This window comes from Janibacter cremeus (assembly GCF_013409205.1).
Taxonomy (GTDB): Bacteria; Actinomycetota; Actinomycetes; order Actinomycetales; family Dermatophilaceae; genus Janibacter; species Janibacter cremeus.
On the sequence record NZ_JACCAE010000001.1, the window covers coordinates 2,431,187 to 2,442,924 of the forward strand.

General features: G+C 69.7%; 10 protein-coding genes. 8 read left to right on the forward strand and 2 right to left on the reverse strand.

What is annotated here, in order from left to right:
• Positions 1–185: 185 nt before the first annotated feature.
• Positions 186–728: a CGNR zinc finger domain-containing protein gene (locus tag BJY20_RS11550; protein ID WP_185991666.1), complete on the reverse strand. Its 543-nt coding sequence runs from the start codon at positions 726–728 to the stop codon at positions 186–188.
• 73 nt (positions 729–801) lie between these two features.
• Here BJY20_RS11550 and BJY20_RS11555 point away from each other — a divergent pair, with 73 nt between their 5' ends.
• Entirely contained in the window at positions 802–1,857 is a 1,056-nt protein-coding gene (locus tag BJY20_RS11555; protein WP_343062867.1) for an EamA family transporter, read from the forward strand.
• A 2-nt stretch (positions 1,858–1,859) separates the two neighbouring features.
• Here the strand turns inward: BJY20_RS11555 and BJY20_RS11560 are convergent, their stop codons facing one another.
• The gene (locus BJY20_RS11560) at positions 1,860–1,997 is read right to left on the reverse strand and encodes a hypothetical protein (RefSeq protein WP_185991668.1); all 138 of its coding nucleotides are present in this window, start codon (positions 1,995–1,997) and stop codon (positions 1,860–1,862) included.
• 44 nt (positions 1,998–2,041) lie between these two features.
• Between BJY20_RS11560 and BJY20_RS11565 the strand changes: the two genes are divergently transcribed.
• The 7 genes from BJY20_RS11565 (at position 2,042) to eno (ending at position 11,683) form a co-directional block, all read left to right on the forward strand.
• Complete coding sequence (locus BJY20_RS11565; RefSeq protein ID WP_185991669.1) at positions 2,042–2,725, forward strand: 50S ribosomal protein L25/general stress protein Ctc; 684 nt, start codon at positions 2,042–2,044, stop codon at positions 2,723–2,725.
• Between the two features lie 135 nt (positions 2,726–2,860).
• Entirely contained in the window at positions 2,861–3,448 is a 588-nt protein-coding gene (gene pth, locus BJY20_RS11570; protein ID WP_185991670.1) for an aminoacyl-tRNA hydrolase, read from the forward strand.
• 94 nt (positions 3,449–3,542) lie between these two features.
• Positions 3,543–7,190 (forward strand): transcription-repair coupling factor, encoded by a 3,648-nt coding sequence (gene mfd / locus BJY20_RS11575; RefSeq protein ID WP_185991671.1) that lies wholly within the window; start codon positions 3,543–3,545, stop codon positions 7,188–7,190.
• A gap of 22 nt (positions 7,191–7,212) precedes the next feature.
• Positions 7,213–7,764: a hypothetical protein gene (locus BJY20_RS11580; RefSeq protein WP_185991672.1), complete on the forward strand. Its 552-nt coding sequence runs from the start codon at positions 7,213–7,215 to the stop codon at positions 7,762–7,764.
• A 2-nt stretch (positions 7,765–7,766) separates the two neighbouring features.
• On the forward strand, positions 7,767–8,537 hold the full coding sequence (locus BJY20_RS11585) for a MazG nucleotide pyrophosphohydrolase domain-containing protein (protein WP_185991673.1): 771 nt from the start codon (positions 7,767–7,769) through the stop codon (positions 8,535–8,537).
• Between the two features lie 79 nt (positions 8,538–8,616).
• Positions 8,617–10,218 carry a polysaccharide pyruvyl transferase family protein gene (locus BJY20_RS11590; RefSeq protein ID WP_281366039.1) on the forward strand — a complete coding sequence of 534 codons (1,602 nt, stop codon included), beginning with the start codon at positions 8,617–8,619 and terminating at the stop codon, positions 10,216–10,218.
• A 184-nt stretch (positions 10,219–10,402) separates the two neighbouring features.
• Positions 10,403–11,683: a phosphopyruvate hydratase gene (gene eno, locus BJY20_RS11595; RefSeq protein WP_185991675.1), complete on the forward strand. Its 1,281-nt coding sequence runs from the start codon at positions 10,403–10,405 to the stop codon at positions 11,681–11,683.
• Positions 11,684–11,738 lie beyond the last annotated feature (55 nt).

The window sequence follows — 11,738 nt, forward strand, 5'->3', positions numbered from 1 at the left end:
GACCTGCGCCCCCGAGTCCCCCCGAAGCGCCCGCGGGGCGAGGGAGCGGACGGCGCGGTGGGGTCGGGACGACTCAGGCCTCCGCCCGGACCGTCACGACCAGGCGCCAATCACGACTGAGGAGTCCGGGCGGTGCGCCAAGTCCCGGCGCCATCGCGCTGGCTGCGGACCTTGCAAGAGCCTGCTCAGCCGTCGCGCCGGGAGCGATAGGCCGCGGCGGCGAGCCGGTTGCCGCAGCCGCCCTCGCAGTATCGCCGTGACCGGTTGCGGGAGAGGTCGACCAGCACGCGCTCGCAGTCGTCGGCAGCGCAGACCCGCAGGCGGGACAGCTCGCCGGCGCGGATGATGTCGACGAAGGCCATCGCCGCCTCCACCTGCATGCGTTGTGCGAGCGTCGCATCCGCGTGCGTGGCGTGGATGTGCCAGCCGAAGTCGCCGTGCTCGACCAGCTGGGGGAGGGCACGGCCGGTGCGCAGCAGCTCGTTGACCAGCTCCACCGTCGCGTTGACGTCATCGGCCGCGAGCCAGACCGCATGGAGACGGCGACGCAGCGAGCGGACCTGGGTCACCTCGGAATCGTCCCCGTCATGGCGGCCGGTCCAGCCCCAGACGTCGTAGAAGGCACGTACGTCCTGTGTCGTCGTCAGGGTGTCGTCGGGCTCCAGAGCTGTGTTGACCAGAGCGGCCGCGGTGCGGAGCGCGACGTCAGTGTCATGAGCAAAGATCATGTTGACTCCTGATGCACCGAAGGTCTAGCGTCATGGGCAACAGGCTACTTCACCCATGACTCAAGGACCGTCCGTGCCATCCACCCCGTCCGTCTCGAGGCAGATGCCCTTCGTCGTGGGGCTGGGCATCGCGCTCCTGTCCGCAGTCTCCTTCGGTTCGTCCGGCACCTTCGGTACGTCACTCATGGCGGAGGGCTGGAGCCCCGGAGCGGTCGTGACCCTGCGGATCGTCGGGGCCGCGCTCCTGATGGCCGTCCCGACAGTCATCTCGATGCGCGGGCGGTGGTATCTCTTCCGCGGCAACCTCATCTCGGTCCTCGCGTACGGCTTCGTGGCCGTCGCGGCCTGCCAATTCGCGTACTTCATGGCGGTCGACCACCTCTCCGTCGGGGTCGCACTCCTGCTGGAGTACCTCGCACCCGTGCTCATCGTCGGGTGGATGTGGGCGCATCACGGTCGCCGGCCGAGCCGCCTGACGCTCGCGGGAGTCGGGGCCGCGATCGTCGGTCTCGTGCTCGTCCTCGACGTGGCCTCCGGCGCCGAGGTCGACCTCGTCGGCGTCCTGTGGGGCCTGCTTGCTGCAGTCGGTCTTGTCGTCTTCTTCCTCGTCGCGGCACACGAGGGAGCGCAGCCACTGCCGCCCATCGCCCTGGCCGGGGGCGGTCTGGCCGTGGGTGCGGCGAGCCTCGTCGGCGCTACGGCCGTCGGGCTGCTCCCCTGGGCGTCCAGCGCGGCGGACGTCACCCTCGCCGGGTGGGCCCTGCCGTGGTGGGTCGCGGTCGTCGAGCTGGCTCTCGTGGCCGGTGCCATCGCCTATGCCACGGGTATCGCGGCCACTCGCATCCTCGGCTCGACGGTGGCCTCCTTCGTCGGCCTGAGTGAGGTGCTCATCGCCGTCGGATTCGCGTGGGTGCTCGTCGGTGAGGCGATGGGGGTCGCCCAGATGCTCGGCGGGGTGGCGATCCTCGCCGGCGTCGTCATGGTCAAGCTGGGTGACGCCGAGAGGGCGACCCGGACCCTGCCCGCCGAGGACGTCGACATCGCCGTGCAGGCTGTGCCGAGCTCCGACGACGGGGAGTCCCGTGCCGGCGTCGGGACGGGTTTGGCTGACTCTGCTCGGGTCCACTAGGATCAACGGGTTGCCTCGGCGAGGGACGCTGCACGGTCGCAGCAGTCCGTGATCGACGCGGTGCCGCCCCGTGGGTCCGCCCGCGCGTCGACATCCGTCCGCGCCGCGTCCCGCGTCGAGGCCATCGCTTCACGAGACACGCCCGCTCCCTGCGCGGGCATTCGCCCCCACAAGGAGTTCCACCATGGCCCCCAAGCACGACGAGATCCGTCTCGCCACCGACAAGCGCACCGAGTTCGGCAAGGGTGCGGCCCGCAAGCTGCGTCGCGCAGACAAGGTCCCGGCCGTCCTCTACGGCTTCGGCGAGGCCCCCGCGCACCTCGCGCTGCCCTTCCACGACACCTTCCAGGCGCTGAAGAACCCCAACGCCCTGCTGACGATCGCCGTCGAGGGCGAGGACGACCAGCTCGCCCTGGCCAAGGACATCCAGCGCGACCCGATCAAGCCGATCATCGAGCACGTCGACCTCGTCATCGTCAAGAAGGGCCAGAAGGTCGTCGTCGAGGTCCCGGTGCACCTGGAGGGCGAGGCCGCCCCGGAGACCGTCGTCACCGTCGACGCCCAGACCCTCGAGATCGAGGCCGACCCGATGAGCCTGCCGGACAACCTCGTCGTCTCGGTCGAGGGTGCCGAGATGGGCACCCTCATCCACGCGAGCGACGTCACCATGCCCGCAGGCGTGACCCTCGTCTCCGACCCGGAGACCCTGGTCGTCAACATCACCCAGCAGATCACCGCGGAGGCGCTCGAGGCCGAGCTCGCCGAGGCCGAGGAGGAGGCCGGCGTCGAGCACGACGAGCCCGAGACCGACGCCCCGGCCGTCGAGGCCCCGGCCGAGGGTGGCGAGGAGTCCTCCGACAAGGAGTGACCCACCCAGCCGTCACGAAGGCGCTGTCCTTGGGTCCCACGTTCTGCGTGGGCGGAGGTTGCGCAGCAACCGTCTCGAAGGGGCGGGACCCCACACCAGGGGTCCCGCCCCTTCGTCATTGCCTAGAGTGATCCCGTGAGTGACGAGACGTGGCTGGTGGTGGGCCTGGGCAACCCGGGACCGAAGTACGCGGGCAACCGCCACAACGTGGGAGCCATGGTCGTCGAGCTGTTGGCGCAGCGGGCCGGGGCTCGCCTGCGGGCGCACAAGGCCGGTGCCAGCGCGGAGTCCCTGCGTCTGGGACCGATGCCCGGCACCCGCACGGTCATCGGCATCCCGCACTCGTACATGAACCTCTCCGGCGGTGCGACCAAGGGCCTGGCGACCTTCTTCTCCATCCCTCCGGAGCGCACGATCGTCATCCACGACGAGCTGGACATCCCCTTCGGCCAGGTGCGCCTCAAGCAGGGTGGGGGCGAAGGGGGCCACAACGGTCTGCGGTCGATCACCGCCTCCTTCGGCACGAAGGACTACGTACGGGTGCGCGTCGGGATCGACCGGCCGCCGGGTCGGATGGACGCGGCTGCATACGTGCTCAAGGACTTCTCGTCCGCCGAGCGCAAGGAACTGCCGTTCCTGCTCGACGACGCCGCCGATGCGGTGGAACTCGTCGTGGAGAAAGGCTTGACGGACGCACAACAAGTCGTGCACGCCCCGAGGTGAGTGATCCGGAGGTCTACCGTCTCGCTCCCAGCAGAGCACGAGGAGGGTGGTCCGTCACGGGTGGGCACCTGCATGCGGCAGAATCGACCCCAGCATGCCTTCCTCCCTCGCCCCGCTGAAGAGCGCGATCGCCGGTCTGCCCGGCCTCGCGGACATCCCCCGACACCGCGCCACCACCGATCAGCTCGACATCGTCGCGCCGACGGGGCTGCGGGCGCCCACGGTCGCCACGATCGGTGGTGCCGTCCCCGGTGACGCGCCGCAGCTGATCATCACCTCGACCGCGCGTGAGGCCGACGACCTGTCGACCGCGCTCGGCGAGCTCGTCGACCCCGACCTCATCGCGACCTTCCCCAGCTGGGAGACCCTGCCGCACGAGCGCCTCAGCCCGCGCAGCGACACCGTCGGCCGCCGTCTGGCCGTGCTGCGCCGCCTGTCCCACCCGCAGGAGCAGGGTGCGGGCCACGGTCCGCTCGGCTACGTCATCGCCTCCGTGCGCGCGGTCCTCCAGCCGATCGCCAAGGGGCTCGGCGACCTCGAGCCGGTGACCCTGCGCGTCGGGGACGAACGGCCACTGACCGAGATCGCGCAGGCCCTGACCGACGCCGCCTACGTGCGCACCGACCTCGTCGACCGCCGGGGGGAGTTCGCCGTGCGCGGCGGGATCCTCGACGTCTTCCCGCCGACCGAGGAGCACCCGATTCGGGTGGAGTTCTTCGGCGACACGGTCGACGAGATCCGCTGGTTCAAGGTCGCCGACCAGCGCAGCCTCGACGTGACCGAGGTCCTCTGGGCCCCGCCGTGCCGCGAGGTCCTGCTCACCGACTCCGTCCGCGAGCGGGCTGCGGCGCTCGCGCAGGACCTGCCCGGCGTCGCCGACATGCTCCACAAGGTCGCCGAGGGCATCGCCGTCGAGGGCATGGAGTCCCTGGCACCCGCACTCGTCGACGGCATGGAGTCGATCCTCGACGTGCTGCCGAAGGAGGCCTTGGTCCTCGTCCTCGACCACGAGAAGGTCCGGGCCCGTGCCCACGACCTCGTCTCGACGAGCGAGGAGTTCCTCCAGGCCAGTTGGGCCAACGCCGCCGCCGGCAACGTCGTGCCGATCGACCTCGAGGGCGTCCTGGGCACCGCCTCCCACTGGACGCTCGCGCAGGCCAGCGAGCACACGCTCGAGCTCGGCCTGCCGTGGTGGAGCATCACCCCCTTCGCCGTGGACGAGGAGTTGGACGCGCTCGCGGCGGAGATGGACGACCGCGTCGCCCACGACCACGTCGCGCTGCGGGTCCCGGCGGCCGAGCCGCCGAAGTTCCGCGGCAACACCGAGGCCGCGGTCGCCCAGCTCGCCGAGTGGACCACCGCGGGCTGGCGAGTGCTCGTTGCCACCGACGGCGCCGGACTCGTCACCCGCGTCGCCGAGGTGCTGCGCGGCGCCGACGTCCCCACCCGGGTCGTCGACGAGGGCGACCCGGTCGAGCCCACAGAGCTCTCCCAGGGAGTCGTCACCGTCACCCGCGCGAGCCTGGGCACCGGCTTCGTCGCCGCCGACGACCGGCTCGCGGTCCTCACCGAGGCCGACCTCCTGGGCTCGAGCGGCGCCGGCGCCAGCACGCGCGACATGCGCCGGATGCCCTCGCGCCGGCGCAAGCAGGTCGACCCGCTCCAGCTGCGCCCGGGGGACCACGTCGTCCACGAGCAGCACGGCGTCGGGTCCTTCGTCGAGATGATCCAGCGGACCATCGGCGGCGCCACTCGCGAGTACCTCGTCATCGAGTACGCGCCCTCCCGCCGTGGGCACCCCGGCGACCGGCTCTTCGTCCCGTCCGACCAGCTCGATCAGGTCACCCGCTACGTCGGCGGCGACGCGCCGGCGTTGAACAAGATGGGCGGCAGTGACTGGCAGAAGACGAAGTCGAAGGCCAAGCGGCACGTCCGCCAGATCGCGGGTGAGCTGATCCGCCTGTACAGCGCCCGGATGGCCACGCCGGGGCACCCCTTCGGACCGGACACCCCGTGGCAGCGCGAGCTCGAGGACGCCTTCGCGCACATCGAGACGCCGGACCAGCTGAGCACCATCGACGAGGTCAAGGCCGACATGGAGAAGTCCTTCCCCATGGACCGGCTGATCTGTGGTGACGTCGGCTACGGCAAGACCGAGATCGCCGTCCGGGCGGCCTTCAAAGCCATCCAGGACGGCAAGCAGGTCGCCGCGCTCGTGCCGACGACGCTGCTGGTCCAACAGCACCTCAACACCTTCTCCGAGCGGTACGCCGGCTACCCCGTGACGGTCAGGGCACTCAGCCGCTTCCAGACCGACACGGAGGCCAAGGCGGTCCTGGCGGGCCTTGCGGACGGGTCCGTCGATCTCGTCATCGGTACCCACCGCATCCTGGGCAACGAGGTGAAGTTCAAGGACCTCGGGATGGTCATCATCGACGAGGAGCAGCGCTTCGGTGTCGAGCACAAGGAACAGCTGAAGGCCCTGCGTACCAACGTCGACGTCCTGGCCATGTCCGCGACGCCGATCCCGCGCACCCTCGAGATGGCGGTCACCGGCATCCGGGAGATGTCCACCCTCGCCACGCCGCCGGAGGAGCGCCATCCCGTCCTCACCTTCGTCGGTGGTTACGAGGAGAAGCAGGTCTCCGCGGCCATCCACCGCGAGCTGATGCGCGAGGGCCAGGTGTTCTTCGTGCACAACAACGTCAGCACGATCGAGCGCACCGCCGCCCGCATCCGCGAGCTCGTCCCCGACGCCCGGGTCGAGACCGCCCACGGCAAGATGGGCGAGCACCGGCTGGAGCAGGTCGTCCTGGACTTCTGGGAGCGGAGGTTCGACGTGCTGGTGTGCACGACGATCGTCGAGACGGGCCTGGACATCTCCAACGCCAACACCCTCATCCTCGACCGGGCGGACAAGTTCGGCCTGAGCCAGCTGCACCAGCTGCGCGGCCGGGTCGGGCGTGGCCGTGAGCGTGCCTACGCCTACTTCCTCTACCCGCCGGAGAAGCCGCTGACCGAGACCGCACACGACCGGCTGACCACGATCGCGAGCAACACCGACCTCGGCTCCGGCATGCAGGTCGCGATGAAGGACCTCGAGATCCGCGGTGCCGGCAACCTGCTCGGCGGTGAGCAGTCCGGACACATCGCCGGGGTCGGTTTCGACCTGTACGTGCGGATGGTCGGTGAGGCCGTCGCCGACTTCAAGGGCGAAGGGGAGGCCGCGCCGGCCGAGGTCAAGATCGAGCTGCCCGTGGACGCCCACCTGCCGCACGAGTACGTGCCGGGGGAGCGGTTGCGCCTCGAGGCCTACAAGAAGCTCGCCTCCGCGGAGACCGAGGAGGACCTCACCGAGATCGTGGAGGAACTCACCGACCGCTACGGCGAGCCGCCGGAGCCGGTGCGCAACCTCGTCGCCGTCGCGCGGCTGCGCATCGTCGTGCGCACCGCCGGCCTGACCGACGTCGTGGTGCAGGGCAAGAACGTGCGCTTCGCTCCGGCAGAGCTCAAGGAGAGCCAGCAGCTGCGCCTGGCCAGGCTGTACCCGAAGTCGAGCTACAAGGAAGGTACCCGGACGGTGCTCGTCCCGAAGCCGATGACCGCGCGGATCGGGGGCAGCCCCCTCCGCGACACCGAGGTGCTGCAGTGGGCCACCGACCTGGTCGATCAGGTCATGCTCGACAATGTCATCGTGGACACTGGGGCGAACACGCCCCGCGACACCTCGCGCTCCCGTTGAGGACGTGATGAAAGGACAGCCCGTGCCCGGCAGCAGACAACGACGTTCCGCCTCGATCGCAGCACTCGTTCTCGGCGGTGCCCTGACCCTCGGAGCCTGTGGCGCCGACGAGGGCCAGGAGAAGGACAGTGGCTCGACCGCGACCGCCGCGATCGTCGAGGGCCACGAGATCACCGTCGGTCAGGCCCAGCAGAGCAGCCGCGAGGTGGGGGAGGTCGTCGCCGCTCAGGCCGAGTCAGGTGGGCAGCCGCCGCAGGAGGTGGGCCCCGACCAGTTGATCGGCAGCCTGATCCAGGTGCCGACGCTGATCGCCTTCGGTCAGGAGCACGGCATCGACGTCCCGTCCGGGGCGACGATCGAGAAGCAGCTCGGCGAGGCCGTCCACGCGCCGTCCGAGACGACGGTGGATTTCTTCCGGGCCAACGCCGTGTACTCGCAGCTGGATCAGAAGCAGCAGCAGGAGGTTGCCCAGCAGGTCCGGGATCTCGACGTCACGATCAGCCCGCGCTACCGCCCGGACAGCCAGAGCCCCAGCTGGCTGAAGCCCCCGACAACGACCCCGGAGATGCCCTGACGGTGCCGTCCCTGATCCTGCTGGCCACGAGTCCGCGGGTCCCGGCGGGACTGCTCAGTCGGGACGCGTGGCGCGCCCTCGACGCCGCCGACCTCGTCCTGGCGGCGGACGTCGAGGAGGACCTTCCGCTGGCTCTTGCCGACGACGGGGTCGCGGTCACGCCGATCGGCCACGAGCGGGCGACCGAGCGGGCCCGCATGCTCGTGGAGTCCGCTTGGACTCAGGAGACGATCTGGATCGGCTCGCCCGACGGGGACCCCGGGCTCAGCGACGCGATCGCCACCGAGGTCTCCCGGCTCGACGACGGGCCCGAGGTCGAGGTCCTCGTGGGGTCGTGGGACGTCGAGGGGGGCCGCCTCCTCGACGCCGTCGCGGTCATGGACCGGCTGCGCGCGCCCGGAGGGTGCGCCTGGGTGGCGGCGCAGGACCACGCGAGCTTGGCCCCCTTCGTCCTGGAGGAAGCGCAGGAGGTCCACGAGGCCATCGGGGCGGTCATCGCCGACCCCGACGACCCGAGCGTGCGCGAGGAGCTGACCGACGAGCTCGGTGACCTGCTCTTCCAGGTGCTCTTCCACGCCCGGGTCGCTGCCGACCACGCGCAGGAGCCCTTCGACGTCGACGACGTGGCTGCCGCACTCGTCGACAAGCTCGTGCGTCGCAACCCGCACGTCTTCGGGGACGCGACCGCCGAGACCCTCGAGGAGATCGAGGCGCAGTGGCAGGCGATCAAGGCGCAGGAGAAGGCGGCTCGCACAGACGGCCCGGCGGCGTGACCGGTCGGCTCGCGATGGCCCACACTGACTAGGCTCGCCCGAGCAAAGCCCAACCAGTTCCTGAATGCGGGGGTTCATGATGAAGGTCGTCGTTGTCGGTGATATCAGCCTGGGTGGGCAGTACCACTTGGGGGACGAGGCCATGACAGAGGCTGCGATCGCCCAGCTGAAGCGGCACGGGGCCGACGTAACTCTGATCGCCGGAGACCCCGAGCTGTCGGCCGAGTACTACCAGGTGCGCACCATCCGCAGGCTGGGCTTCCGCCAGGTGGCCAGGCCCAGGAAGCTGAGGATGCTGTCCGAGCTCGATTCCGCACTCTCCGGGGAGGCCGACGTCCCGAAGTCGATGGCACCGGCAGTGGATGCGGTGCGCGTGGCGGACGCAGTGGTCATAGCCGGCGGCGGGAACCTCAACTCGAATGGCGAGCACCACCTGTTCGAGCGTCTGGCGTTGAAGCGAATGGCAGAGTTCTTCGGCGTTCCCCTCTTCCTGTCCAGCCAGACCGTCGGGCCGAAGTTGTCGACGCGTGACAAGGAGGTCGTGAAGGAGATCGCCAGGTACGCGACGGTGGTCGGCGTTCGGGAACAGTCGTCCGCCCGCTTGATGAAGGACCTCGTCAGGAACCCCAAGAAGATCGTGCTCACGTTCGACGATGCGGTCCTCGTCCCACACATGGCCGGGTCGAGCGTGCCGACGGTGGACCTCGACCTACCGGACCGCTACGTCGTGGGCAGCTTCACCTACCACGTGGGGACCACCGAGCTGACGGGCAAGGACTACTACCGCACGATCGCCTCGGCGCTGGACCAGATCGTGTCCACCTGTGATGTCGACATCGTCCTGCTCCCGCACATGGGCCACCTCGGCGTCGGCGAGACGAAGGGCCGGGACTGCGCGGGCCATGCCCGGATCGCGGGGTTCATGACGAGCCCACGGGTGCACCAGCTCCCGGTGCTCTCCGCCGCCCAGACCGTGTCGGTGACGGCCGGAGCGGACTTCACGGTGTCCACGCGGTACCACCCGGTCGTGTTCGGTCCGGCGGTCGGGACTCCGGCCATCGGCCTCGTGACGAGCCACTACACGATGACTCGTATGCACGGTGTCCTGGAGAACTTCGGACTGGGCACGTTCGCCGTCCCGTTCGAGGGGTGGGACCTCTTCGGCCCCAAGATCATCGAGGCCCTGGCCGCGGACCGTGAGGAGCTGACGGGCCATCTGGCGGACGTCGGTACCGCAGCCGTGCGCTACCAAACCGCGTGGTGGGACGGGATCGCCGACAGGATCCGTCGTTCCGGAGGGGTGATGAAGGACGACCTGCCGACTCTCCCGACGTACGACTGGGGGACGCGAGCGGATCGGGAGTCCTTTTCGGCCTTCAAGGGCGTCCACGACGCACTCAACAGGACCAGACAGCGCCTGTCCCTCGACGCCGCGGAGCAAGCACGGGAAGTGGAGGACCTGACACAGCAGATCGGGGCGCTGGCGCAGGAGAGCCGACGGCTGAAGCAGAACCTGGCGGCCAGAGCCAAGGAGACGGCGACGTCGCGCGAGTCCCTGCAGCAGCAGATCGATGAGCTCCGCGAGAGGCAACGACCGCCGGGGGCTGCCCTCAGGGATGGCGTGCGACGCCGGGTTCGCCGATGGAAGCGCGAGAAGGCAGTCCGGACCCGTGGCGGGTGACGATGCCCGTCACCACCAGGACTGATGGGAACCATGGACCCGCGGATCAGCTGCGTTGGCCGACCGGGACGATGCTCCCGTTCGCTCTGGTGTGACGTGAACGCGCGGGTGGGTCGCTCATCCGGGCCCTCCGGGTGAGCGGATATCCTCGGGGGAACAGTCATCACGCACCAAGGAGCCGGTAGTGGCCAGCATTGACGCAGTAGGCGCGCGCGAGATCCTCGACTCCCGCGGCAACCCGACGGTCGAGGTCGAGGTGGCCCTCGACGACGGCACCATCGCCCGTGCTGCAGTCCCCAGCGGCGCGTCCACCGGCGCCTTCGAGGCCGTCGAGCGTCGTGATGGCGACACGAAGCGGTACCTGGGCAAGGGCGTTGAGGATGCCGTGCGGGCCGTCGAGGACGACCTGATGCCACGTGTCATCGGCTTCGAAGCCAGCGAGCAGCGCCTCATCGATGCCGAGATGATCGCCGCCGACGGCACTGACAACAAGGGTTCGATCGGCGCCAACGCCATCCTCGGCGTCTCCCTCGCCGTCGCGAAGGCGGCTGCGGAGTCCGCCGGCCTGCCGCTCTTCCGCTACGTCGGCGGACCGAACGCCCACGTCCTGCCCGTGCCGATGATGAACATCCTCAACGGTGGCTCCCATGCCGACTCCAATGTCGACATCCAGGAGTTCATGATCGCCCCGATCGGCGCCCCCTCGTTCCGCGAGGCGCTGCGCTGGGGCACCGAGGTCTACCACGCGCTCAAGGCCGTCCTGAAGGACAAGGGCCTGTCGACCGGTCTCGGGGACGAGGGTGGCTTCGCGCCGGACCTCGGCAGCAACCGAGAGGCTCTCGACCTGATCATCGACGCGGTCAAGAAGGCCGGCTACACGCCCGGCAAGGAAATCGCGCTCGCACTCGACGTGGCGGCCAGCGAGTTCTTCGCGGACGGCGCCTACACCTTCGAGGGAGAGCAGCGCACGGCGACGCAGATGGCCGACTACTACGGCGAACTCGTCGACGCCTACCCACTGGTGTCCATCGAGGATCCGCTCAACGAGGACGACTGGGCCGGGTGGCAGGAGCTGACCGCCCACCTCGGCGACCGCGTCCAGCTGGTCGGGGACGACCTCTTCGTCACCAACCCCGAGCGGTTGCAGCGCGGCATCACCGAGTCCTCCGCGAACGCCCTGCTCGTCAAGGTCAACCAGATCGGCTCGCTCACCGAGACGATGGACGCGGTCGACCTGGCCCACCGCAACGGATTCCGCTCGATGATGAGCCACCGCTCCGGCGAGACCGAGGACGTGACGATCGCTGACCTGGCCGTCGCCACCAACTGCGGTCAGATCAAGACCGGTGCCCCCGCCCGCTCTGAGCGCGTCGCGAAGTACAACCAGTTGCTGCGCATCGAGGAGGAGCTCGACGACGCAGCCATCTACGCAGGCGTGGGTGCCTTCCCGCGCTTCACGGGCTGACCCGCTGATGATGGCCGGGACTCCACGGCGCCGCTCTGCACGCGTCGGCGTGCAG